This window comes from Streptomyces sp. TLI_55 (assembly GCF_900206255.1).
In the GTDB taxonomy this organism is placed as follows: Bacteria; Actinomycetota; Actinomycetes; order Streptomycetales; family Streptomycetaceae; genus Streptomyces; species Streptomyces aquilus.
Window position 1 is genome coordinate 4,534,325 of sequence record NZ_OAOJ01000001.1, and the last position, 24,124, is coordinate 4,558,448.

Sequence of the window (24,124 nt, forward strand, 5' to 3'; positions counted from 1 at the left end):
TTGTTGGCGCCAGGCAACGGGCGGGGACTCGGTTCGAGGGGTGGGTGTTATCGCCGAATGAGGTACTGATCGAGGGTGGCCAGGATGTCGTCGACGGGGCCAAAGCTGATCATGGCGGTTGTTCCGCCCGCGATCTCGCCGCGCAGAGGGGAGAGGGCGTCGTGCGCTTGTGTGGCGAGTGACTCGTCTTGGAGCAGGATCGCTGTATGGGCGTTGACGGCCCAGAGTGAGTCATACAGGTGGTCAGCAGGGGGTCTGGGCAGGATGGCGGCGGCCTCGCGGGCCGCTATGGGGTCGCCGTCGGCGAGGTTGAGGAGCGGCTGGGCCCAGGGACGGTAAGGGCCCCAGTCGAGGGCGGGGTCCGTTGGCGCAGGGCGTTGGTGGCGCATGCGGAGTGCGAGGAGCGCGAGCGGGAAGATGCCGGCTTCTACCCCGGGCATGCCGGCGCCGGCGAGGTCGGTAGCTGTGGTGCGATAGGCGTGAGCGACCTCGGCGGGGTCGTTCGAGCGTTCTGACAACTGCGTCGTCCGGAAGGCGGCGGTGAGAACGTGAACGAGCGGGGTCTCGTGGATGGCGGCGAGCCGCTCGGCCGCCACGACGTGGTGTTGCGCGGTCTCGGTGTCGCCGCGGGCCGCGCAGGCTTGGATCTTGATCAGATGGCCGAGGATCTCGAACATCGGGAGATCGTGCCGCGTGGAGAGATCGATGAGCTCGCCGGCGATCACGTCGCGTTCGCTGGTGCGCCCGGGGTGCTGGAAGGACTGTACGAATCGGGCGTTGAGCGCGAGTGCCAGCACGCTGGGGTCGTGTAGGTCTCGCGCCAGTCGTTCGGCTTCGGTCGCCGCCTCAAGGGCCCAGCGGTCTCGGGTTCCGCGATGCTCAAGCCCGATGGTGGCGAGGAGACGTGCTCGAAGCGCGGGCGGAGTCCCTGGCTCCAGTCGGTGCAGAGTGCGCCGAGTGGTTGCGACCAGGGCCTCGGATCGTCTGGGATCGTCGGCGCGCGTCCAGATGGTGGGGACGTCGTACGCCGCGATCACGCGGGCAGTGAGGCCGGGGTCTTCGGTCCGTTCGGCTTCCGCGGCTGCCGCGGCGCGTTGTTCTTGGGCAAGTACCAGGTTGGTGCCGCCTGTGACCGCGGCGGCCCTGGCCACGGTGCTCATCGAGCGCAGCCGGGTGTAGGTCCCCGTCGCTTCTGTGCGCGTGAGCAGGCGCAGCTGGTCCTCGTCCCGAGGCGCGGGCATGAGGTGCGGAGCGTGCCGGAGGATGTCACGTTCGAGATGATCAAGGCTGTCTGCCGATTCCAGTCCGAACCGATCCAGCAGCCGGGCTCGCGCGTCACGCAGCGAGGCCAGCGCGTCAACCTGGCGGCCGGCTTGGTACAGAGCATGGGCAAGCAGAACCCAGGCATGCTCCCGCCATGGGTGTGCGGTGGTGAACGTCTCCAGCTCCGGGATGAGGGGCGCACCACGTCCGAGGTCGAGCACCGCCCGGGCGCGCAGCTCGACGGCTTGACGGTGGAGTTCTGCCAGCCGGGCGCGCTCTGCCGTCAGCCAGGGCGAGGCGCCGAGGTCTGCGTACGGCTCGCCCCGCCACCATGAGAGCGCTTCGCTCAGCGCACAGGCAACCTGGCCGCTGGGCCCCTCGCGCATGGCCCGAAGGGTGTCCTCGAATCGGTGGGCGTCGACGTCTGCCCGTGGAAGCCGCAGGGCGTATCCGGTACCGACGGTCTCGATGGTGTGCGACCTGGTTCGCGGAAGACGATCGGGTTCGAGGGCGCGGCGCAGCTCGGCGACGAAGGTGCGGACCGTCCCGGCGGCTGCGGGTGGGGGGTCCTCCCAGAGATCATCGACAAGCACCGAAAGCGGGACGGCCCGGCCGCCGGCCGCGACCAGCCGACCCAGAAGCTCCCGGCGGCGCCGGCTGCCCACCGGCACAGGGCGGCCCTCGGCATCCGTGACCTCGATCGGCCCGAGCACCTTGACGAGGATCTCCATGTCCTCATTGTCATCGGTTTCAGGCTGCTGCTGATCCACTGCTGACCCGGCTCTCCGATCCTCCTCTCGTTCATGCATCCACGCGTGAACAGCAGCGACTCACGAGTCTGGGAGAAGGAGACGACAACGATGAGCATCAGCATTCCGGGGTTCGCAACCAGGTCGATCGGCGTGGCTGACGGCATAGACCTGAACGCTGCGGTGGGCGGAGAAGGACCGGCCGTTGTGCTGCTCCACGGCTTTCCCGAGACCCACCTGATGTGGCGGCATGTCGCTCCTGTCCTGGCCGAGCACCACACCGTGGTCTGCCCCGACCTTCGCGGTTATGGCGCCAGCAGCAAGCCGGAAGCGGTCGCCGAGGACACCTACTCGAAGCGGACGATGGCCGCAGACATCGTCGGCCTGGCCGACGCGCTCGGATTCGACCAGTTCGCGCTGGTCGGGCACGACCGCGGCGCGCACGTTGCGTTCCGGGCCGGCCTTGATCATCCGAATCGCATCAGCCACCTGGGAATCCTGGACATCATTCCCACTCTGGACACCTGGAACGTCCTCCGCGGGGTCAGCGCGGCGGTGGCCTTCCACCTGTATCTGATGGCCCAGCCGCCCGGTCTGCCCGAGCAGATGATCGCGGGCAGCGCCGACGCCTTCTTCGGCCACTTCCTCGACGTCTGGTCCACGAGCTCCGAGGCGATCCCGGCGGAGGTGCGCGCCGAGTACCTTCGCGCATGCCGGGACGCTGTTCCGTCGATCGTCGCCGACTATCGCGCCACCGCGACCGTCGACATCGAACATGACCAGGCCGACCTCGACGCCGGCAACCGGATCACCATGCCGCTGACGGTCGTCCAGCAGGACTGGGGCCGGCAGCTGGGGTTCGACGCCACCGCGACCTGGGAGCCGTGGGCCACCGACCTTCAGCACTTCACCACCCAGGCGGGCCACTTCATGGCCGAGGAGGCTCCGGAGGACATCGCCACGCTGATCCTGGACCTGGTGAAGCGGTGAACGCCGCGAAAGGGCCGGTATCGGCCGCACTCACCGCAGGCTCTGACCCCCTCCGTGCGCTGGGGCCGCAGTGGTCCATGCCAACGCCCCGCTGAGCATGGAAGGGCGACGCAGACTCGTCGAGCGGTGCCGGACCCGCCCGATTGCCCATGTCGCCGCTGAGATGGGCATCTCCCGAGCCTGCGCCAGCAAATGGGTCAACCGATGGCGCAGATTTGGCGAAGGTGGCCTGCAGGATCGTTCCTCGGTCCCACATCACAGCCCGAAGGCCGCCCCGGACCGGGTCGTCGAACAGATCGAGACCTGGCGACGGAACCACAAGTGGTCCGCCCATCGGATCACCGACGAACTGGCCGACCTCGGCTACGTGATCAACCGACGCACCGTCACCAGACACCTCACGCGGTTGGGGCTGGGCAAGCGCCGTCTCCTTGATCCGAACGGCGAGAACAATCGCAAGCCGCAGAGGATCATCGCCCGCTGGCCCGGCCACATGGCCCACCTCGACGTGAAAAAGGTCGGCCGGATCCCCGATGGCGGTGGCTGGCGCACCCACGGCCGCGACAGCGACGAAAAGCGAGCCGTCGACCGTGCCAAGACCGCAGGCGCGAAACGCGGCTACGTCCACCTGCACTCCACCGTCGACGGCTCGCTTACGCCGAACCACTCGCCGACGAGAAAGGAGCCACCGCAGCGGCGTTCCTCGCTCGGCCCTACACACCCCGACACAACGGGAAGGTCGAGCGGTACCAGCGCATCCTGGCCGAAGAACTCCTCTACGCCCGCGAGTTCGCCAGCGAGGATGAGCGAACTGCCGCGCTCAGTGTGTGGAACGTCCACTACAACTATCACCGACCACACAGCGGAGGAGGCGGTCAGCCACCCGTATCACGGCTCCGGAGCGGCGTCACCAACGTGGACCGGCCTGCAGCGGAAGCGAGTCCAGGAACAGCGCCCCCGCCAGCAGCCCCGCGCTGCCGCGGGGGCTCCACGCGCGCGTGCGCAGGTCCTCGTCGAAGGCGGCGAGGGCCGTGGCGCCCGCCGCCGTGGACGTGCCGCCCGCTTCCAGGACCCCGCGGGCGCCCGCCTGGACGTGGCGCAGGCCGAGCGGGCCCGCGGTGTAGAGGAGTTCGGTGTCCTGGAGGGTGGACATCACGGTGAGCAGGGCGTCCAGCCGGGCCTGCGCCTCCGTGGCACCGGCCTTGCGGGCGGCGGCGAGCGCGTCCAACGCCCGCCGTACGTGCGGGAATCCGGCCCTCGCCTCGCCCCGTGCCCCGGCGGCGCCGTACTTCGCCGACACCGACGAGCCACGCGACGGCCGCCGCGGGGCCCGCTTGTCGGGATGCCGGGCGATGCGCTTGGCGGTCGCGGCGACCTCCCAGCCCGTCGTGCCCGGGTTCAGGGCGGCCGCGGCGACCAGCAGGCCGAGCGCCCACAGGGCACCCCGGTGACCGCCGCCCGCGAGGCCCACCGAATGCTCGGTGCAGCGGCCGATCGCGCCGAGTTCCGTACGGAGCACGGGAGTCGGCTCGCCGGTACGGCGGGCGGCGGCGGCCATGGCGGCGAGGCCGGGTACGAGCGCCTTCGCCGACCAGCGCAGAGCGCGGTGGTCCACGCGCGTGGTGCGGGCGTCCAGGTCGCGCGGGTCGGGCAGCCCGGGCTTGGGGGCCAGGGCCAGTTGCCCGGTCAGCGCGGTCACGGCGGCCTGCGCCAGCGCTTCGTCCTCGCGGCTGCTCATGGCCGTACCTTACGAGGACGTCGAGGCGGAGGCAGTGGCGCTTTCGGACGGAGCGTCGGACGGCGGTGCGCCGGTCGGCGCGCCGCTCGGGGGCGTGCCGCCGTCACCGCCGCCGGTGCCGCCGCCCGCGCCGGTGTTCTCGGCGTCGGGGTCGATGCCGAGGGTGAGGAAGCCCTTGTAACCGTTGGACGGGTCGGCCTTCTTGACCGCCTTGAGGGTGAGCAGGCCGCTGGCGGCACCGCCGCCGTCGTACACCATGTCGTTGTCGAGGGTGGTGTAGCTGCCGGAGTGCCGGGAGTAGGGCTCCAGGGTGAAGATCTCCTGGGCGATGTCGTCGTCGAAGAAGAACTGGCCGGTGTAGTTGACCTTGCCGCCCTCGTAGGTGCCGTCCTCCTTCTCGCCGCCGGTGTGGACCTTGACGTGGATGTGGCAGGTGCGCGGGGTGTACCAGCCCGGGAAGATCGTCTCGAACTTGACGACTCCGTTGGCGTTGGCGATCTGGTAACCGCGCAGGTAGGTGGCGTCGTTGGCGGTGGAGCCGTCCTCGCTCTCGGCGGGGGCCGAACCGCCGGGGTTGGCGGTGGTGTAGCCGGAGTAGTAGCCCCACGCGTCGCAGTGCCAGATCTCCACGGCCGCGCCGGGGACCGGGGTGCAGCCGTCGGTGGCGTCGACGACGGTCAGGCGCAGGGTGAGCGGGACGCCGCTCTTGCCCTCGGTGATGTCCTTCCGGACCAGGGCGCCGTCCAGGTAGTACGGGCCTTCCGTGACGCTTGTCATGAGCGTCATGCACGCGCTGCCGGTGCTGGCGGCCGACGCGGTGGCGGCGGCGTCGGCAGTGGTCCCGGTGTCGGCGAAGGCCGACTGGTAGCCGACGGCGACGAGCCCGCCCGCGGCGACCGTGCCGCCGGTCACGGCGAGGGCGCGGCGCCGGGTGATCGTCTTGTCCTTGTGATTTCCCGTCATGATCGGGAAGTTAGGGACGCTGTCCGTCAGGGGGTTCTCAGGAGACTGAGAACGGACTGTGAATGCCGCGGAGGCTGAACTTCCGTTTACTCAAGGGGTCTTGCGCGGTCCGTGTCATATCTCCGGGTCGTCGTCGTGCAGGATCTTCTGGAACATCCGGTGGTCCCGCCACCCGCCGTTGATGTGCAGATAGCCCGGCGCGAGTCCGATCGGCTCGAAGCCGCACTTCTCCAGCACGCGTTGCGAACCCGCGTTGTCCACGAGCGTGGTGGCCTCGATGCGGTGCAGTCCGACCGTCTCCCGCGCGGCCCGGCTCACCCGCTCCACGGCGGCCGTCGCCAGCCCACGGCCCTGCTGGTCGGCGGCGATCCAGTAGCCCAGGTAGGCACTGCGGAACGGCCCCAGGATGATGCCGGTCAGGGTGATCGCGCCCACGATCCGCCCGTCGGACTCCAGGTGCCACGGCACGAGCCGGCCCTCCGCGAACTGGCGGAGCCGCTCCTCCAGACGTATCCGCTGGCCCACGACCGTGAAGAAGTCCTCGCGGCGGTACGGCTCCCACGGCTCGAGATGCTTCCGGTTGGCGACCTGGGCGGCACACAGCGCCTCGGCGTCACCGGGCACGGCGGGACGCAGGACCACGCCGCCGGGCAGCTCTTCGGACTCGATCTCCATACCGCGACCCTAACCGGGGCCACTGACAACGGCAGTTGAGCCGTTTGGAGAGCCCTAGACCGCCATCATGTGGAAAGCCCTACACCGCCATGAGCGGAGCGTCCTTCTTCCACTTGAGGATCTTGTCGAAGCTGACCACCGCACCGCCCCGGCCCGGCTTGTTGCCGATGTGGACGTGGTCGGCGAGTTCCTGGATCAGACACAGGCCGCGGCCGTGCTCCGCCTCACTGGGCGCGCGGCGGACGGCCGGTGCGGAGCGCAGGAAACCGGGGCCGGAGTCGGCGACCTCGATACGACACTTCTCGCCGTCCAGGTAAGCGGTGACGCGGTACGCCTCCGAGGTGCCGCCCTGCCCGGTGTCCCCGCCGTGCTCGACGGCGTTGGCGCAGGCCTCGCTGAGGGCGACGGAGAGGTCGTAGCAGACGTCGGGGTCGACGCCCGCGGTCTCCATGGTGCCGAGCAGCAGGCGCCGGGCGAGCGGAACGCTCGCAGCATCGCGCCGCAGATGGAGTGACCACCAGATGCTCATGCTCCAGCCTCCCGGCCGCGGCTCGACATACCGTTACGTATTGCCGCCCGCGACCGGGTGTAAGCACACTGTCGACGTGATGCCGCCCATATGGGGGATGCGTAGGGGGCGTTGGATGGGGTATGTGGGGCGCGTTCGCACCAGAAGGTGATCTTCCGGTCGTACGACTCGTACGTCATCTTGTGGACCTGCCGTATGGCGGCCGTGAGGCCAGTGCGATGATGAGCCCGCCATGACTGCCCCCCACCCACGCACGGCGCGCACCGGAACCGGCCTCCGGGTCCTGCGGGCCGCGGTGTTCGCCGCGGTCTGCGTCGTGCTGGCCGCGGGCGGTCACGTGCTCGCCTCCTGCGCCACGGTTCCGCTGTGGACCCTCGGCGCGGGATTCCTCGGGGTGGCCGTGGTGGCCGCGCCGCTCGCCGGACGCGTGCGGTCGCTGCCGGGCATCGCGGCCCTGCTCACGACCGGACAGGTCGTGCTGCACACGCTGTTCGGGCTCGGGCAGCACACCGCCGCGGCCAAGCCGTCGATGGCCTCCATGGCCGGCATGAGCGACGCGTCCCTGGTCGAGCAGGCCGCGCGCCTGGTCTGCGGAACCACCGCGGCGGCGATCAGCCCGGCCCAGGCGGCCCACCTCCTCACCGAGGCACGCCTCTACCGGGGCACCCACATGCACGCGTCCATGGACATGTCCGCAAACGCCATGTCCGGCGCTTCCTCCGTCTCGCTGCTGCCCTCCCTGCCGATGCTGCTCAGCCACGTCCTCGCGGCCCTGGCCGCCGGCTGGCTGCTGCGCCACGGCGACCTGGCGCTGCTGCGGCTGGCCGAACTGTCGGCGCACGGAGTCGCCGAGGGCGCGCTCGTACGGTCCCTGCGCGGGGCGCTCGCCCTGGTCCGCGCCCTGCGTGCCGGGCTCCCCGGCGCACCGCTGACCGGCCCGGCGCTGCCGCGCACCGCGCTGCTCGCGCCGCCCACCCCCCGCACCACCGCACTCCAGCACACGGTGATCAGGCGCGGCCCGCCGGCCGCCGGCGTTCTCGCACTCGCCGCCTGACACGACGCGCCACTTCCCGGGAAGGGGAGGCCGCCGTCGTGCGGCCCCCGTACGCGTGCCCGGGTCCGACAGCCGTCGGGCACCTCCACGCGCGCGTACCCCTCTTCATCACCGGAACCACCTCTCGAAGTGGAGTGCCCCTTTCCATGAAGACCTCTCGTGTCGCCGCCCTCGGCGCCCTCACCGCCTCGGCCGTCGTCGTCCTGTCCTCCCCCGCGTTCGCGCACGTCAGCGTGCAGCCCGAGGGCCCCGCGGCCAAGGGCGGCTACGCGGTCGTCGACTTCAAGGTGCCGAACGAGCGCGACAAGGCGTCGACCACCAAGCTGGAGGTCACCTTCCCGACCGACCACCCGCTGGCCTCCGCGATGCCGGAGCCGATCGACGGCTGGGACGTCAAGGTCACCAAGGCCAAACTCGACAAGCCGATCGAGATGCACGGCGAGAAGATCGACCAGGCCGTCTCCAAGATCACCTGGACCGCCACCGACAAGGGCATCGAGCCGGGCTTCTTCCAGAAGTTCCCGGTCTCCGTCGGCGCCCTCCCCGAGGACGCGGACGAACTGACCTTCAAGGCGATCCAGACGTACTCCGACAAGGAGGTCGTCCGCTGGATCGAGGTCCAGCAGGACGGCCAGGAGGAGCCGGAGAACCCGGCGCCCGTGCTGACGCTGACCGAGGCGACCGAGGACGGCCACTCGCACGGCTCGGCGGACGCCGAGAAGGCCTCCGACGACTCCAAGCCGGCCGAGAACACCGCCGCCGAGACCGCCGCCCCCGCCGACAGCAGTGACACCACCGCCCGCGTCCTCGGCGTCGTCGGCATCGTCGTCGGCGCCCTGGGCGTCGCCTACGGCGTGCTCGCCGGGCGCAGGCGCCCGGGCGCCGACGCCTGAGTCCGACCGTCCGCGCGCCGCACCGGGGGCGGTACAGCCACCCGTACCGCCCCCGGTGCACGCCGGAGCCATCACATCTGGGACATTCCTCTATGCGCAAGAAGACGTTCGCCGCGGCCGCCCTCCTCGCCGCCGCCTCCCTGACCCTGACCGCCTGCGGCAGCGGTGACGACACCGGCTCGCCCGTCTCCGTGGTCTCCGAGGACTCCGCCAACACCAAGGCCGCCATCGTCCTCGACAAGCCGTTCGAGAAGCCGGACCTCGTCCTCACGGACACCAACGGCAAGAAGTACGACCTCCGCGAGCAGACCAAGGGCCGGCCGACCCTGATCTACTTCGGCTACACCAACTGCCCCGACGTCTGCCCGACGACCATGAGCAACATCGCCGTGGCCAAGAGCAAGCTGCCCAAGGCCCAGCAGAACGAACTGCGGGTCGTCTTCGTCACCACCGACCCCGACCGGGACACCCCGAAGGCGCTCGGCAAGTGGCTCAAGGGCATCGACCCCCAGGTCGTCGGCCTCACCGGCGACTTCGCCACCATCCAGGCCGGCGCCCGCACCCTCGGCATCACCATCGAGGCACCGCACAAGGACAAGAACGGCAAGATCGTCTCGACACACGGCACCCAGGTCGTCGCCTTCTCCCCGAAGACCGACGGCGGATACGTCCTCTACACCGAGGAAGCCACCGTCGACGACTACATCAAGGACCTCCCCAAGCTCGTCAAGGGAGCGACCCCGTGAAGCGCACCGCGCTCCTCGGCGTCGCACTGACCGGGGGCCTCCTGCTCGCGGGCTGCGGCACCTCCGACGACACCGCGGCCGACCTGTCCGTCTCCGGCGCCTACATGCCCCAGCCGGTCTCCGACACCATGGCCGCCGGCTTCCTCACCGTCACCAACAAGGGCGGTACGAAGGACGAGCTCACGTCCGTGACCAGTGACCTCGGCGAGGTCACCATGCACGAGACGGTCGACGCCGCCATGCAGCAGGCCAACCGCCTCGACGTACCCGCACACGGTCAACTCGTGTTCAAAAGCGGCGGCACCCACCTGATGTTCGAGAAGCTGAAGCACCAGCCGAAACAGGGCCAGACCGTCACCGTCGAACTGCACTTCGCCGACTCCGACCCGGTCACCGTCGAGATGCCGGTGAAGTCCGCGACGTACACCCCCAAGACCGGTCACTGAGGGAGGGAACCACCTTGACGAAGACCATCGCCCCCCGCGTACGGGTCCTGGTACTGCTGCTCCTCGCAGCGACCGGACTGCTCCTCGCCGGCGCCGGGCCGGCCTCCGCGCACGCCGCGCTGACCGGCAGCGACCCCCAGCAGGGGACGGTGGTCGACAAGGCCCCGGACCAGGTCTCGCTCACCTTCTCCGAGAAGGTCGCCATGTCCGACGGCTCACTGCGGGTCCTCGACCCCAAGGGCAAGCGCGTCGACCAGGGCAAGGCATCCAACATCAGCGGCACCACCTACGCCGTACAACTCCACAGCGGCCTGCCCGACGGCACCTACACCGTCACCTACCAGGTCGTCTCCGAGGACAGCCACCCCGTCGCCGGCGCCTACACCTTCTCCATCGGCGCCCCCTCCCAGACCAGCGTCTCCGTCTCCGGCCAGACCGCCGGGGGCGGGGTCGTCGGCTGGCTCTACGGCTTCGGCCGCTACGTCTCCTACGCCGGCTTCGCCGTCATGATCGGCGGCGCCGCCTTCGTCCTCGCCTGCTGGCAACGCGGCTCCGGAGTACGCGCCGTACAGCGCACCGTCGTCTCCGGATGGCTCGCGCTCACCGCCGCCACCCTCCTGCTGCTGCTCCTGCGCGGCTCCTACACCAGCACCGGCTCCGTCGGCGACATCTTCGACCTGAACCTGCTCGGCCAGGTCCTGCAGACCAAGACCGGCGCCGCCCTCGTCTCCCGGCTGCTGCTGCTCGCCGCGGCGGCCCTGTTCATCGCCGTGCTCTTCGGCGCCTACGACAAGCGCGAGGACGAGGAGAAGCGCGACCTCACCTTCGGGCTCGCCATCGGCGGCACCGTCGTCGCCGCCGGGCTCGCCGCGAGCTGGGCCATGGCCGAACACGCCTCCACCGGCCTCCAGACCGGCATCGCGATGCCCGTCGACGTGATCCACCTGCTCGCCGTCGCCGCCTGGCTGGGCGGCCTGTGCACCCTCCTCGTGGCCCTCTACCGCGCCGACACCCCCATCGAACGCTCCGCCATCAGCCGCTTCTCCACACTCGCCTTCGGCAGCGTCCTCGCCCTCGTCGCCACCGGCATCTACCAGTCCTGGCGGCAGCTCGGCTCCTGGTCCGCCTTCACCGAGACCAGATACGGCCAGCTGCTGCTCGTCAAGATCGGACTCGTGGCACTGCTCGTCGGCATCGCCTGGATCTCCCGGCGGTGGACGGCACGACTGGGGGACGCGCGGGCACTGACCACCGCGAAGACCGAAGAGGCTGACGCGGAAGGGACTGCCGTACGGGAGAAGGAGCACGTCGGGGCCAAGGCAGCCGGCGCCGACTCCGTACGCGCCACCCAGCTCGCCCGGCAGCAGGCCGCCGTCGACGCCGCCCGGCGCAAGCGGCAGCGCGACGCCGACCCCGACCGGTTCGGACTGCGCCGCTCGGTGCTCGCCGAGGCGGGCGTCGCCGTCGTCCTGCTCGCCGTCACCACCGTGCTCACCCAGACCGAGCCCGGCCGCACCGAACAAGACGCCAAGGCCGCCACGTCCTCGTCCGCGTCCTCCTCGTCCTCCTCCGCCGACTCGTCCGCCGCGGTCACCCTCGACATGCCCTTCGACACCGGCGGCGAGGACGGCAAGGGCGTCGTCCGCGTCGACCTCAACCCCGCGCGCGTGGGCGCCAACGAAATGCACGTCTACGTGGAGCGGCCCAACGGCCGGGCCTTCGACGTCCCCGAGGTGAAGGTGTCCTTCACCCTGGAGGCCAAGGGCATCGGCCCGCTGCCCGTCACCCCCGACCGCATCACCACCGGCCACTGGTCCGCCGGCGGTGTGCAGCTCCCCATGGCCGGCGACTGGAAGATCGCCGTCACCGTGCGGACCTCCGACATCGACCAGACCACCGTCTCCAAGAACGCGCAGATCGGCTGAACCACCGTGGCTGACCAGTCCCCTCCGCAGACGCGGACGCCCGAGAAGGCAGTTAATGACGACGTTTCCGAAAGCGCCCCCCAGGAGGGCCTTTCGCGACGCCGGCTGCTCGGCACCGCCGGTGCCACCGGACTCGTCCTCGGCGCGGCCGGCGGAGCCGTGGGATACGCCGCCCGGCCCGCCGAGGCCACCCCGCTGACCTCGCTCGGCGCCGAAGAGGTGATGTTTCACGGGAAACATCAGCCCGGCATCCTCCAGGGCCTCCAGGCCCGCGGCCACCTCGTCGCCTTCGACCTGGCGGCGGGCGCGGGCCGCAAGGGCGCGGCCGCACTGCTGCGCCGGTGGTCGCAGACGGCACGGCGGCTGATGGCGGGCGAGGCCATGGCGAACGACGACACGGATGTCGCCCGCGACGCCGGCCCGTCCTCACTGACGATCACCGTCGGCTTCGGACACAGCTTCTTCGCCCGGACCGGACTGGAGAAACAGCGGCCCGTCGCCCTCGATCCACTGCCCCCCTTCTCCTCCGACCGGCTCGACAAGGCGCGCAGCAACGGCGACCTGTGGGTGCAGATCGGCGCCGACGACGCCCTGGTCGCCTTCCACGCGCTGCGCGCGATCCAGAAGGACGCCGGCGGCGCCGCGAAGGTCCGCTGGCAGATGAACGGCTTCAACCGGTCGCCGGGCGCCACCGCCCACCCCATGACGGCCCGCAACCTGATGGGCCAGATCGACGGCACCCGCAACCCCAAGCCGACGGAACCCGACTTCGACCGGCGGATCTTCGTCCCCTCCTCCGGAGACCCCGCATGGATGGCGAACGGCTCCTACGCCGTCGTACGCCGTATCCGCATGCTCCTCGACGACTGGGAGCAGCTCACGGTCAAGGCGCAGGAGCAGGTCATCGGGCGTCACAAGGCGGACGGGGCGCCGCTGACCGGCGGGTCCGAGACGACCGCGATGGACCTGGAGAAGACCGACGCCAAGGGTGATCTGGTCGTCCCCCTCAACGCCCACGCCCGGATCACCCGGCCCGACCAGAACGGGGGCGCGGCGATGCTCCGCCGCCCCTGGTCCTTCCACGACGGCATCGACACGGACGGCGTCCCGGACGCGGGCCTCCTCTTCGTCTGCTGGCAGGCCGACCCCCTGCGCGGCTTCGTCCCCGTCCAGCGCAAACTCGACCGCGGGGACGCGCTGTCGCGGTACATCCGCCACGAGTCGAGCGGCCTGTTCGCGGTGCCGGGCGGGGCGGCGGAAGGGGAGTACGTGGGGCAGGGCCTGCTGGAGGGCTGAGCGCGCACGAACGGTTGCGACGGCGTTCGGTCACGCCGGTTCACCCGGCGGTGGGGCTGTCCTGGGACGAGTGTCCGGCGTTACGCAAGGCCCATTAGGGTGAGGTCATGCCAGCCAGCTATGCGTACCTCGGTCCCGAGGGCACCTTCACCGAAGCCGCTCTGCGCACGCTTCCGGAGGCGGCCACGCGGGAGCTGATCCCGTACGTGTCCGTGCAGTCCGCCCTGGACGCGGTGCGCGGCGGCGAGGCCGAGGCCGCGTTCGTGCCGATCGAGAACTCCGTCGAGGGCGGCATCACCACCACCCTCGACGAGCTGGTCGCGGGCGCGCCGCTGATGATCTACCGCGAAGTGCTGCTGTCGATCACCTTCGCGCTGCTGGTCCGGCCCGGCACGAAACTCTCCGAGATCAAGACCGTCTCCGCGCACCCCGCCGCCCAGCCGCAGGTCCGCAACTGGCTCAAGAAGAACCTCCCGGACGCCCACTGGGAATCCGCCGCCTCCAACGCGGACGCCGCCCGACTGGTCCAGCAGGGGCAGTACGACGCCGCCTTCGCCGGCGAATTCGCCGCCGCCCTGTACGGCCTCGAGGCCCTGGAGACCGGCATCCACGACGCGGAGAACGCGCAGACACGGTTCGTGCTGGTCGGCCGCCCCGCCCGGCCCGCGGCGCCGACCGGCGCCGACAAGACCTCCGTCGTCCTGTGGCAGCGCGACGACCACCCCGGTGGCCTGCGCGACCTGCTCGGCGAGTTCGCCACCCGCGGCATCAACCTGATGCTGCTCCAGTCCCGGCCCACCGGCGCCGGCATCGGCAACTACTGCTTCTGCATCGACGCCGAGGGCCACATCTCCGACCGCCGGGTCGCCGAGGCGCTGATGGGACTGAAGCGGATCTGCCTGGAGGTGCGGTACCTCGGTTCGTACCCGCGTGCGGACGCGAGCGTGGACGAGGTGCGTCCGCCGCTGCGCGGCACTTCCGACGACGAGTTCATGTCGGCGTCGGACTGGGTGGCGCGCTGCCAGGACGGACGTTTCTAGTCCGTTTCCCGTGCGTTCGGGGAGCGTTTCCGTCCGTTGCTACCTGCATATTTTCGTTATCCACAGGAGTTATCCACAGGCCGCCATCTCGACCTGGGGACAAGTCGACATGGAAGCGCCACCTAGTCGACAAATCGCCCTACAGCGCCCAACTTCGTCCACAGACCCACAGGTCACTCTTCGTCCACCCGTTTCCATTGATCAATCCTTTGGGGCGACCCTTTTCCACCCGAAAGTGGGCGTGAAGAGCGTTTGGATCGGGAATTCTCAGCCCGCGGGAGCCGATTAGGAATGATCACTTCCGAAGTCCACAGATCTTTCGCACAGCCTGTGGATAACTCTGTGGCGCTGTGGATTCCTGTGGACGAAGCCGCTCCCAAGTCCCGTTCCCCGCAAGGGAATCGAGTCAACCCGCCGTTAACCTGTTGCTTCGTTCCAGGTAGTGGGACGCCTTTTATTGACACGCTCCCCTACACCGGTCAATTGCCCCATAACGGTAGGTAAGGGGTCGGCGCGGAATAGTGAGTCGTGGGCGCTCACTCGGCACCGGTAGCCTTGAGCGCGTGATTGACCTTCGCCTGCTCCGTGAGGACCCCGACCGAGTGCGCGCGTCGCAGCGCGCCCGTGGAGAGGACGTCGCCCTCGTCGACTCCCTCCTGTCTGCCGACGAGCGGCGCAGGTCGTCCGGCGTCCGCTTCGACGAGCTGCGTTCCGAGCAGAAGTCGCTCGGCAAGCTCATTCCCAAGGCCTCCGGGGACGAGAAGGCCGAGCTGCTGAAGAAGGCGAGCCAGCTGGCCGCCGACGTCAAGGCGGCCGACGCCGAGCAGCACGAGGCCGACGAGGAGACCAAGCGCCTCGCCCTCCAGCTCGGCAACCTCGTCCACCCCGACGTGCCCGTCGGCGGCGAAGAAGACTTCGTCGTCCTGGAGACGCACGGCACCATCCGCGACTTCGGCGCCGAGGGCTTCGAGCCCAAGGACCACCTGGAGCTCGGCGAGGCGCTGGGCGCCATCGACGTCGAGCGCGGCGCCAAGGTCTCCGGCTCGCGCTTCTACTACCTGACCGGCGTCGGCGCCCTCCTGGAGCTCGCGCTCGTCAACGCGGCGATCGCGCAGGCCACCGAGGCCGGCTTCGTCCCGATGCTCACCCCCGCGCTGGTCCGCCCGCGCGCCATGGAGGGCACCGGCTTCCTCGGCCAGGCCGCGGAGAACGTGTACCACCTGGAGAAGGACGACTACTACCTGGTCGGCACCTCCGAGGTCCCGCTCGCCGCGTACCACATGGACGAGATCCTGGAGGCCGACCAGCTGCCGCTGCGCTACGCCGGCTTCTCGCCGTGCTTCCGCCGCGAGGCCGGCACCTACGGCAAGGACACCCGCGGCATCTTCCGCGTGCACCAGTTCGACAAGGTCGAGATGTTCTCGTACGTCGCTCCCGAGGACGCCGAGAACGAGCACAAGCGGCTCCTGGACTGGGAGAAGCAGTGGCTGACCGGCCTGGAGCTGCCGTTCCAGGTCATCGACGTCGCCTCGGGCGACCTGGGCGCCTCCGCGTCGCGCAAGTACGACTGCGAGGCGTGGATCCCGACCCAGGGCAAGTACCGCGAGCTGACCTCGGCGTCCAACTGCGACAGCTTCCAGGCCCGCCGCCTCGCCGTCCGCATGCGCGATGGCAAGAAGGTGCAGCCGCTGGCGACCCTCAACGGCACGCTGTGCGCCGTACCGCGCACGATCGTGGCGATCCTGGAGAACCACCAGCAGGCCGACGGCTCCGTCCACGTCCCCGCGGTGCTGCGCCCGTACCTGGGCGGCCGTGAGGTGCTGGAGCCGGTCGCCAAGTGAGCGACGCGACTTCGACCGCGGCCGGGAGCTTCCCGTACCGGCTGATCGCGACCGACCTCGACGGGACGCTGCTGCGCTCCGACGAGTCGGTCTCGGACCGCACCCGTGCCGCGCTCGCCGCGGCCACGGCGGCCGGTGCCGCGCACATCGTGGTGACCGGCCGCGCGGTCCCCTGGACCCGGCACATCCTCGACGACCTCGGCTACGAGGGCCTCGCGGTGTGCGGGCAGGGCGCGCAGGTGTACGACGCCGGGGCGCACCGGCTGCTGACGTCCGTGACGCTGGACCGGCAGCTGGCCGGGGTCGCGCTGGCGAAGATCGAGGCGGAGGTCGGTCCGCTGTTCCTGGCGGCCAGTCGGGACGGGCTGGACGGGGAGGTGCTGGTCGGGCAGGGCTACGCGCTCACCGGCGATCTGCCGACCACTCCCTTCACGGACGCGGCCGATCTGTGGACCGCGCCGCTGAACAAGATCTACATACAGCATCCGGAGCTGTCGGACGACGAGCTGGCGGAGGCCGCGCGGCAGGCCGCGGGCGGGTTCGTGAACGTCGCGATGGCGGGCGCGGGCATCGTGGAGCTGCTGCCGCTGGGGCTGTCGAAGGCGACGGGGTTGTCGCTGGCGGCGCGTCGGCTCGGTCTGAAGGCCGCGGAGACGATCGCCTTCGGTGACATGCCCAACGACATTCCGATGTTCGGGTGGGCGGCTCGGGGCGTGGCGATGGCCAACGCGCACGAGGAGCTCAAGGCGGTGGCCGACGAGGTGACGTCCTCCAACGAGGAGGACGGGATCGCGGTGGTGCTGGAGCGGTTGCTCGGCTAGGGGCGGTGACGGCGGTTGAACGTCATTGCGTCTTGCGGAGGATGCACGGATCGAACGTGCGCGGGGATTACCCCGACCGCGACTCGCTTTTAATTGAGCACAGCGCAAGCCGGTGCCTTGCCTCTCGGCCAATCCTCCGGGTGGGCGGCCCACGCGAGAGCGACATCGCGTGCTCGAAGCGGCCGCCCCGGGCAGTTCCGGTGCGGTGGACTCGACGGTGGGGTAACTACACCGGAGTCCTCCGTGGACTGCCCTGACGGGAGCTGGACGTACTGTCGTGCATGGACGTCGCCCGGCTCCTCTCCCAGAACGTGGCGCCGGTGTCACTCTCCGGCGGGGACACAACCATCGTGCCGGTACGCCGAGTTGGGCGCCACTGAATTAATCGGCCGGGTGTTCGCCTACCGGCGCCACCACCTGCGGCGGACCTTGCTGAAGAACCATCCCGCCGGTGGTTCGTCGGTGCGCCAGGGCTGTGGTTCGGGGGCCTCGTCCCGCCAGCGGGCGGCGAGCATGCGGGCGCGTGCGGACGGCTCCGAGGTCTGCGCGGAGCGTATGAAGTCGTCGTCGAGGACGAGGCTGTCCCAGGTGTCGTCCCCGGAACGGCCCCGCTCGTCTCGGTGCGCGTCCGCCATCCCCGTTCCTCCTCGTCGTGCGTCTCCCGACCGGACAGTCTGCCGGGACGGGGGTGAAGCCCCCGTCAATAAGAGCAGCGTTCACTCCTGGCGGTGCCTACTCCTGGCGGCGCCTACTCCTCGCCCACCAGCTTCAGCGTCCGCAGCTTCTGTCCGGCGTACCAGGTGGCCAGCACCGTCACCACGACGAGCAGCACCGTGGCCGTCGGCAGGCTCACGTCCGAGGTGACCAGGTCCCCGCCGGCGACCTTGTGGGCCACCGCCAGCGACCACTGCTGGACGCTGAGCGTGCGCGCACCCGAGACGAGGGAGCCGAACAGGGCTTCCCAGACGAGGGCGTAGACGAGGCCGAAGACGACCGCGTGCCGGGACACCGTGCCCAGCAGCAGGAAGAGGGCGGCGTAGGCGATGGAGGAGACCAGCGCGGCGACCGTGTAGGCGACGGCGATCTGCTGGCCGTTGCCGTTGAGGATGAGGCCGGCGACCAGGGTCGGCAGGGCCGAGAAGACCATGGTGACCGCGATCGCGACGATCAGCTTGGTGAAGATGATCGTGGGCCGTTTGATCGGCTTGGACAGCAGGTACACCACCGAGCCGTCGTCGATCTCCGGGCCGATCGCGCCGGTGCCGGCGATGACGCCGATGATCGGCACCATGGTGGCGAGCGCGAGGCCGCCGAGGAGGTCGGACGTGGTCTGGTCGTCGGCGCCGACGAGGGCGCGCACGATCACCGAGATCACGATCAGCAGCAGGGGCAGGGCGCCCAGGATGAGGGCCCGGCGACGGCCGAGCAGGGCTCGGTAGGTGAGTCGGGCGACTGTGGGGTCGTACATCTTCGGCCTCCTACGCCGCGACCAGGTAAGAGAACACGGACTCGAGGGACTCGTCGGACGGCGAGACCGTCAGCAGCCGGATGCCGTGGTCGCGGGCGACCTTCGGCAGCAGGGCGGTGAAGCGGCCGAAGTCGACGGCCTGGATGCGCAACGCGCCCTCCGCCAGGTCGACTTCGATGCCGGACGTCGACGGGTCGGCGATCAGCGCGGCCGCGAGGGCGCGGTCGTCGCTGGAGCGCACCAGGTAGCGGTGCGGGCGGTCGGTCATCAGGCGGCGGATCTTGCGGAAGTCGCCGCTGGCGGCGTGCCGTCCGGCGACCACGACCTCGATGTGCCAGGCGAGTTGCTCGACCTCTTCGAGGATGTGGGACGAGAACAGGACCGTGCGGCCCTCGTCGCCCATGCGGCGCAGCAGGTCCATGAGCTGCATGCGCTGGCGCGGGTCCATGCCGTTGAAGGGCTCGTCGAGCAGGAGCAGCGACGGGTCGTGGACGAGGGCGGAGGCCATCTTCACGCGCTGGCGCATGCCCTTGGAGTACGTCTGGATCTTGCGGTCCTGCGCGTACTCCATCTCGACCGTGGCGAGCGCCTTCTGGGCGGCCTTGGCGCCCAGGCCGTGCAGTTCGGCGTTGGCGACGACGAATTCGCGGCCGGTGAGGAAGTCGTACATCGCCTCGCGCTCGGGGACGATGCCGATGTGCTTGTAGATGGCCTCGTTGCGCCAGGTCGGCTGCCCGTCGAGGGTGACGGTGCCGGTGGAGGGGGCGAGGAAGCCGCCCATCATGTTGATGAGGGTGGACTTTCCGGCGCCGTTGGGGCCGAGGAGGCCGGTGACGCCGGGGCCGATCGTCATGGTGACGTCGTTGACGGCGACCACGTTGCCGAACCAGCGCGAGACGTGGTCGATGGAGAGCGTGGTCACAGTCCCACCTTCTTGTAGCGGCGCAGCATGAGGCCGTAGCCGGCGGCGATCAGGCCGAGGACGACGAGGACGTACACCACGCCCTGGCCGGTCGAGGGCCCGTGCCCGCCCGGCAGCGACGGGGTCGCGCCGAGGAAGGCGGACTGCACGCCGTCGATGAGGGTGACCGGCGAGAAGAGGCCCATCCACGGGATGGCGGAGGTGCTGCCCTGGGTGTCGGCGATGGCCTGGAGGGTGGTGACGGCGCCGTAGGAGATGGTGAAGACGGCGATGACGGCCGCGATGCCGAAGCCGCGCCTGGGGGTGACCGCCGCGATGACCAGGCCGATGCCGGCGAACAGCAGCGAGAGCAGTGCCACGGAGACGAGTCCCTGTGCGAATCCCTTGGTCTGGTCGGTGAAGTCCAGCTTGGCCAGCAGTGCGCCCACGTAGAGGACGAGCAGGGGAGCCGCGGTCAGGATGAACATGGCCGAGGCCAGCGCCGCGTACTTGGCGCGGACGTAGTCGGCGGTCTCGATGGGCCGCGAGAAGTACAGCGGGACGGTCTTGAAGCGCAGGTCGCGCGAGACGGACTGGGGGGCCTGCGAGGCGACGTACAAGCAGATCACGGACTGCATGATGATCGCGTAGCGGGTGTAGTCGACCGGCAGGTCGTTGGCCTTGGTGGCGACCGCGACGGCGACCATGATGAGCGCCGGGACGCACATCACGACGAACAGCAGCATCGGCAGCACCTTGGACTTGACCGAGCGGCCGAGGCCGTAGGCGCCGCGCAGGGACTGCGAGTACAGGGACCGGGTCGCGTAGGAGCGGCCGAGGCGTGGGCCGTCGTAGGAGCGGTAGCCGATGTTGTGGATGCGGGTCTGGTCGCCCGCGGGGGTGGCGACCGGGTGTTCAGCTGCCATGGCCGACGGCCTCCTTCCGCTGCTGTTCCTCGGTCTCCTGGTCGTCCTGGAAGACCTCCGAGATGTGGTGGCGGCGCTGCTCCATGCGGATCAGGCCGAGGCCGAGGTCGGCGACGACGTCCCGGACGACGTCGTACGTCTCCTCGCCCTGCGCGGTGAGCAGCAGGATGTGGCCGGCGCCGGGCAGGCCGCTGCCCGCCTCGACGCTCACTCCGCGCGCGTGGAGCGCTTCGCGGACCGCGCGGGTGCCGTCCGGGTGCTCGTCGGTGTCGGTGACCTCGATCGCGAGGGTGGTGGTGGTCTGGGTGAAGTCGGTGGTGGAGCTGGAGCGCAGGAGCTTGCCGCCGTCGACGACGACCACGTGGTCGCAGGTGCGCTCCAGTTCGCCCAGGAGGTGGGAGGTGACCAGGACCGAGATGCCGAAGTCGGTGTGGATGCGCCGGATCAGGGCGAGCATCTCGTCGCGGCCGACCGGGTCCAGGCCGTTGGTCGGCTCGTCCAGGAAGACCAGCTGCGGGTCGTGGACGAGGGCCTGGGCGAGCTTGACGCGCTGCTTCATGCCGGTCGAGTAGCCGCCGATGGGGCGGTAGCGCTCCTCGTACAGGCCGACATGGCGCAGGGTGTCCGCGGTGCGTTCGCGCGCGGCGGTGGGCGGCAGGCCGGACATGCGCGCCATGTGGACGACGAACTCGGTGGCCGAGACGTCGGGCGGCAGGCAGTCGTGCTCCGGCATGTACCCGACGCGCTCGCGGATGGCGCCGCCTTGGGTGGCGACGTCGAGGCCGAGCACCTCGGCGCGGCCCTCGGTGGCGGGGGACAGACCCAGCAGGATCTTGATCAGTGTGGACTTGCCGGCTCCGTTGGCTCCGACGAGTCCCGTCACACCGGGTCCGACGTCCACGGAGAGCCGGTCAAGCGCGGTCACCCGGGGGAACCGCTTGCTCAGGCTTTCGGTCGCGATCACAGTCACGTCTTCGACAGTAGTGACCCGCGCCACTCGGGTCGTCACACCGCAGAGCTGTCTTCGGGTCAGCCTCCAGACGTACGGGCCCGTAGGGGATGCCATGCCTGAGAGTTACGGAGGGGCCGCGCGGCGGGGCTCGGGCGAGGGTTTTCCACAGGCTGACCCGGCCTATTGACGCAGCCTCTAACAACTGTCACATTCGGCGGTGTCAAGTTACGGGCGCGTAGCGCAGTCGGCGTGGACTGGGTGGGACGGGGTGGCATGACAACGGCAGTTGCAGGCGAACGGGCCGCGGAACTGCGGGGATTCAGGAAGGTCCAGCGGCTGGCGTACGAGTGCGCCGAGGCCGTGGCGGCGCGGCTGGAACCCGGAGTGACCGAGCGCGAGGCGGCGCGGATGCAGCGCGCATGGCTGCGTGAGCGTGGGGTGCGGGACTGGTTCCATCTCCCCTTCGCCTGGTTCGGGGACCGTACGGCGTTCGTGAACTTCCGCGTGCCGCTCCAGTTCTTCCCCACCGACCGGCGTCTGGAGCCCGGGATGCCGTTCATCCTGGACATGGCCCCGGTCTACGACGGTTTCACCGCGGACATCGGCTACTCGGGCTCGCTCGGTCTGAACCCGCTGCAGGACAAGCTGATGGACGACCTGGAGGCCCACCGCGAGCTGATCCTGCGCGAGGTGCGCGAGCGGCGTCCGCTGCGCGCGATCTACGAGGACGTGGACCGCTTGATGGTCCGCCAGGGCTACGCGAACCGGCACCGCGCCTACCCGTTCGGGGTGATCGCCCACAAGGTGGACCGGGTGAAGGAACGCCGCTGGTCACCGAAGATCTTCGGGTTCGGCACCCAGTCCCTCAAGGGCCTCGCGGCCGACGCGCTGCACGGCCACCGCGAGGGCTGGTCCCCGCTGTGGTCGCCGTACCGCTTCTCCGACCATCCGCCGCAGCCGGGCCTGTGGGCGGTCGAACCGCACCTCGGATTCCGGGGCACGGGCGCGAAGTTCGAGGAGATCCTCGTGGTCACCGACTCCAAGGACCCCGAGGAGAGCGCCTTCTGGCTGGACGACGACCTGCCGCATGTGCGGCGCTGGGCGGAGGGGAAGTGACCGGGATGACTCTCGAGAACGCGCGTGAGCGCCGGGTGCGGACCGGTGGCGTGGAGCTGTGTGTCGCCGAGCTGGGGGAGCCCGGGCAGCCGACCGTGGTCCTCGTGCACGGCTATCCGGACAGCAAGGAGGTGTGGGCGCAGGTCGCCGCCCGGCTCGCCGACCGCTTCCACGTCGTGCTCTACGACGTCCGGGGCCACGGCCGCTCCACGGCACCGAGGCCGCTGCGGGGCGGCTTCACCCTGGAGAAGCTGACGGACGACTTCCTGGCCGTGATCGACGCGGTCAGCCCGGACCGTCCGGTGCATCTGGTCGGGCACGACTGGGGGTCGGTGCAGTCCTGGGAGTTCGCCACCGTGGCGCGCACCGAGGGCCGTATCGCGTCCTTCACCTCGATGTCCGGGCCGTCCCTCGACCACTTCGGGCACTGGATCAACACCCGCCTCAGGCGGCCCACCCCGCGCCGCGTCGGCCAGCTCCTCGGCCAGGGCGCCAAGTCCTGGTACGTGTACGCGCTGCACACGCCCGTGCTGCCCGAACTGGCCTGGCGCGGCCCGCTCGGCAAGGCGTGGCCGCGGGTCCTGGAGCGGTTCGAACGCGTCCCCGGCGACGGCTATCCCACCGCGTCCCTCCCCACGGACGCGGCCCACGGAGCCTGGCTGTACCGGGACAACGTACGGGCCCGACTGCGCCGCCCCCGCGCGGACGCCTACGCGCACGCGCCCGTGCAGCTCATCACGCCGCTCGGCGACGCGTTCCTGTCGGAGCGGCTCTACGACGAACTGGAGCAGTGGGTGCCGCGGTTGACGCGACGCACCCTCCCGGCCCGGCACTGGATACCCCGGTCCCGGCCCGACCAACTGGCCGCCTGGATCGGAGAGTTCGTGACAGCCAACGAGAGCGGCAGGACGGTCACCGCGCCGAGCGGCAAGTACGCCGACCGGTTCGGCGGACAGTTGGTGCTGGTCACCGGCGCGGGCAGCGGCATCGGGCGGGCCACGGCGTACGCGTTCGCCGAGTCCGGCGCGCGCGTGATCGCCGTCGACCGGGACGCGGAGGGCGCGGCCCGCACGGCCGAGATGTCCCGGCTGCTGGGGGCGCCCGAGGCCTGGGCCGAGACGGTCGACGTCTCTGACGAGCAGGCCATGGAGAAGCTCGCCGACAAGGTCGCCGCCGCGTACGGGGTGGTGGACGTCCTGGTCAACAACGCCGGGATCGGCCTGTCCGGGTCCTTCTTCGACACCACCCCGGAGGACTGGAAGAAGGTCCTCGACGTGAACCTCTGGGGCGTCATCCACGGCTGCCGGCTGTTCGGCAGGCAGATGGCCGAGCGCGGACAGGGCGGCCACATCGTCAACACCGCGTCGGCGGCGGCCTATCAGCCCTCCAAGGCGCTGCCCGCCTACAGCACCTCCAAGGCGGCGGTGCTGATGCTCAGCGAGTGCCTGCGCGCGGAACTCGCCGGCCAGGGCATCGGCGTGAGCGCGATCTGCCCCGGCTTCGTCAACACCAACATCACCTCGACCGCGCGCTTCGCCGGCGTCGACGGCGCGGAGGAGAAGCGGCGCCAGAAGAGGACCGCGCGGCTGTACGGGCTGCGGAACTACCCGCCGGAGAAGGTCGCGGACGCGATCCTGCGGGCGGTCGTGCGCAACGAGGCGGTCGTGCCGGTGACGCCGGAGGCGCGTGGCGCGCACCTGATGTCCCGCTTCACGCCCCGCGCGCTCCGGGCGATCGCACGGCTGGAACCACCGCTGTGAGGGCGGGGGTTGCCCCTCGCGAGGTCCTCGTC

22 protein-coding genes, 1 tRNA gene and 1 pseudogene are annotated in these 24,124 nt (G+C 70.3%); 13 read left to right on the forward strand and 11 right to left on the reverse strand.

Annotated features, from left to right (window positions below; translation table 11 throughout):
• Positions 1-47: 47 nt before the first annotated feature.
• Positions 48-1,994 carry an AfsR/SARP family transcriptional regulator gene (locus CRP56_RS20790; RefSeq protein ID WP_097274295.1) on the reverse strand — a complete coding sequence of 649 codons (1,947 nt, stop codon included), beginning with the start codon at positions 1,992-1,994 and terminating at the stop codon, positions 48-50.
• A 129-nt stretch (positions 1,995-2,123) separates the two neighbouring features.
• Here CRP56_RS20790 and CRP56_RS20795 point away from each other — a divergent pair, with 129 nt between their 5' ends.
• Both CRP56_RS20795 and CRP56_RS20800 read left to right on the forward strand, forming a co-directional pair.
• Positions 2,124-3,002: an alpha/beta fold hydrolase gene (locus CRP56_RS20795; RefSeq protein ID WP_097266122.1), complete on the forward strand. Its 879-nt coding sequence runs from the start codon at positions 2,124-2,126 to the stop codon at positions 3,000-3,002.
• 70 nt (positions 3,003-3,072) lie between these two features.
• Positions 3,073-3,920 (forward strand): annotated as a pseudogene (locus CRP56_RS20800) (integrase core domain-containing protein); the annotation flags it as partial.
• Here the strand turns inward: CRP56_RS20800 and CRP56_RS20805 are convergent.
• The 4 genes from CRP56_RS20805 to CRP56_RS20820 form a co-directional block, all read right to left on the reverse strand.
• Positions 3,910-4,740 carry a triphosphoribosyl-dephospho-CoA synthase gene (locus CRP56_RS20805; protein ID WP_097266124.1) on the reverse strand — a complete coding sequence of 277 codons (831 nt, stop codon included), beginning with the start codon at positions 4,738-4,740 and terminating at the stop codon, positions 3,910-3,912. The pseudogene CRP56_RS20800 and the gene CRP56_RS20805 sit on opposite strands and share 11 nt — an antisense overlap.
• Positions 4,741-4,749: 9 nt before the next feature.
• Positions 4,750-5,703 (reverse strand): intradiol ring-cleavage dioxygenase, encoded by a 954-nt coding sequence (locus CRP56_RS20810; RefSeq protein ID WP_179851075.1) that lies wholly within the window; start codon positions 5,701-5,703, stop codon positions 4,750-4,752.
• Between the two features lie 114 nt (positions 5,704-5,817).
• Positions 5,818-6,378: a GNAT family N-acetyltransferase gene (locus CRP56_RS20815; RefSeq protein WP_097266126.1), complete on the reverse strand. Its 561-nt coding sequence runs from the start codon at positions 6,376-6,378 to the stop codon at positions 5,818-5,820.
• 79 nt (positions 6,379-6,457) lie between these two features.
• The gene (locus CRP56_RS20820; protein WP_097266129.1) at positions 6,458-6,907 is read right to left on the reverse strand and encodes an ATP-binding protein; all 450 of its coding nucleotides are present in this window, start codon (positions 6,905-6,907) and stop codon (positions 6,458-6,460) included.
• 232 nt (positions 6,908-7,139) lie between these two features.
• On the opposite strand from CRP56_RS20820, the gene CRP56_RS20825 reads away from it, so the two are divergent.
• From CRP56_RS20825 to CRP56_RS20865, 9 genes are all read left to right on the forward strand, one after another.
• Complete coding sequence (locus CRP56_RS20825) at positions 7,140-7,961, forward strand: hypothetical protein (protein ID WP_097266131.1); 822 nt, start codon at positions 7,140-7,142, stop codon at positions 7,959-7,961.
• A gap of 146 nt (positions 7,962-8,107) precedes the next feature.
• On the forward strand, positions 8,108-8,854 hold the full coding sequence (locus CRP56_RS20830; protein ID WP_097266133.1) for a YcnI family copper-binding membrane protein: 747 nt from the start codon (positions 8,108-8,110) through the stop codon (positions 8,852-8,854).
• A gap of 92 nt (positions 8,855-8,946) precedes the next feature.
• Positions 8,947-9,600 (forward strand): SCO family protein, encoded by a 654-nt coding sequence (locus CRP56_RS20835; RefSeq protein WP_097266135.1) that lies wholly within the window; start codon positions 8,947-8,949, stop codon positions 9,598-9,600.
• Entirely contained in the window at positions 9,597-10,046 is a 450-nt protein-coding gene (locus CRP56_RS20840) for a copper chaperone PCu(A)C (protein ID WP_179851076.1), read from the forward strand. The genes CRP56_RS20835 and CRP56_RS20840 overlap by 4 nt, the downstream gene beginning before the upstream one ends.
• A 14-nt stretch (positions 10,047-10,060) precedes the next feature.
• A complete protein-coding gene (locus CRP56_RS20845; RefSeq protein ID WP_097266137.1) occupies positions 10,061-11,971 on the forward strand; it encodes a copper resistance CopC/CopD family protein in 1,911 nt (636 codons plus the stop codon).
• A 6-nt stretch (positions 11,972-11,977) separates the two neighbouring features.
• Positions 11,978-13,267 carry an iron uptake transporter deferrochelatase/peroxidase subunit gene (gene efeB / locus CRP56_RS20850; protein WP_097266139.1) on the forward strand — a complete coding sequence of 430 codons (1,290 nt, stop codon included), beginning with the start codon at positions 11,978-11,980 and terminating at the stop codon, positions 13,265-13,267.
• Between the two features lie 107 nt (positions 13,268-13,374).
• A complete protein-coding gene (pheA, locus tag CRP56_RS20855) occupies positions 13,375-14,307 on the forward strand; it encodes a prephenate dehydratase (protein WP_097266141.1) in 933 nt (310 codons plus the stop codon).
• 563 nt (positions 14,308-14,870) lie between these two features.
• Positions 14,871-16,148 (forward strand): serine--tRNA ligase, encoded by a 1,278-nt coding sequence (gene serS, locus CRP56_RS20860; protein ID WP_097266143.1) that lies wholly within the window; start codon positions 14,871-14,873, stop codon positions 16,146-16,148.
• Positions 16,145-16,969: an HAD family hydrolase gene (locus CRP56_RS20865; RefSeq protein ID WP_097266145.1), complete on the forward strand. Its 825-nt coding sequence runs from the start codon at positions 16,145-16,147 to the stop codon at positions 16,967-16,969. Before serS ends, CRP56_RS20865 begins: the two co-directional genes overlap by 4 nt.
• Before the next feature lie 35 nt (positions 16,970-17,004).
• On the opposite strand, the gene CRP56_RS47625 is transcribed toward CRP56_RS20865, so the two are convergent.
• The 6 genes from CRP56_RS47625 to CRP56_RS20890 all read right to left on the reverse strand — a co-directional run bounded on the left by CRP56_RS47625 (position 17,005) and on the right by CRP56_RS20890 (position 21,228).
• A tRNA-OTHER gene (locus CRP56_RS47625) sits at positions 17,005-17,107 on the reverse strand.
• A gap of 263 nt (positions 17,108-17,370) precedes the next feature.
• Positions 17,371-17,604, reverse strand: coding sequence for an SGM_3592 family protein (locus CRP56_RS20870; RefSeq protein WP_097266147.1), 234 nt, complete (start codon positions 17,602-17,604; stop codon positions 17,371-17,373).
• Positions 17,605-17,717: 113 nt separating this feature from the next.
• Positions 17,718-18,437 (reverse strand): ABC transporter permease subunit, encoded by a 720-nt coding sequence (locus tag CRP56_RS20875; RefSeq protein WP_097266150.1) that lies wholly within the window; start codon positions 18,435-18,437, stop codon positions 17,718-17,720.
• 10 nt (positions 18,438-18,447) lie between these two features.
• Positions 18,448-19,359 carry an ABC transporter ATP-binding protein gene (locus CRP56_RS20880; RefSeq protein ID WP_097266152.1) on the reverse strand — a complete coding sequence of 304 codons (912 nt, stop codon included), beginning with the start codon at positions 19,357-19,359 and terminating at the stop codon, positions 18,448-18,450.
• Entirely contained in the window at positions 19,356-20,264 is a 909-nt protein-coding gene (locus tag CRP56_RS20885; RefSeq protein WP_097266154.1) for a hypothetical protein, read from the reverse strand. Before CRP56_RS20885 ends, CRP56_RS20880 begins: the two co-directional genes overlap by 4 nt.
• Entirely contained in the window at positions 20,254-21,228 is a 975-nt protein-coding gene (locus tag CRP56_RS20890) for an ABC transporter ATP-binding protein (RefSeq protein WP_097266156.1), read from the reverse strand. Before CRP56_RS20890 ends, CRP56_RS20885 begins: the two co-directional genes overlap by 11 nt.
• A 261-nt stretch (positions 21,229-21,489) precedes the next feature.
• On the opposite strand from CRP56_RS20890, the gene CRP56_RS20895 reads away from it, so the two are divergent.
• Together CRP56_RS20895 and CRP56_RS20900 are read left to right on the forward strand one after the other, a co-directional pair.
• A complete protein-coding gene (locus CRP56_RS20895) occupies positions 21,490-22,332 on the forward strand; it encodes a M24 family metallopeptidase (RefSeq protein WP_179851077.1) in 843 nt (280 codons plus the stop codon).
• A gap of 5 nt (positions 22,333-22,337) precedes the next feature.
• The gene (locus tag CRP56_RS20900) at positions 22,338-24,092 is read left to right on the forward strand and encodes an SDR family oxidoreductase (protein ID WP_097274301.1); all 1,755 of its coding nucleotides are present in this window, start codon (positions 22,338-22,340) and stop codon (positions 24,090-24,092) included.
• The last annotated feature ends 32 nt before the right edge of the window (positions 24,093-24,124 follow it).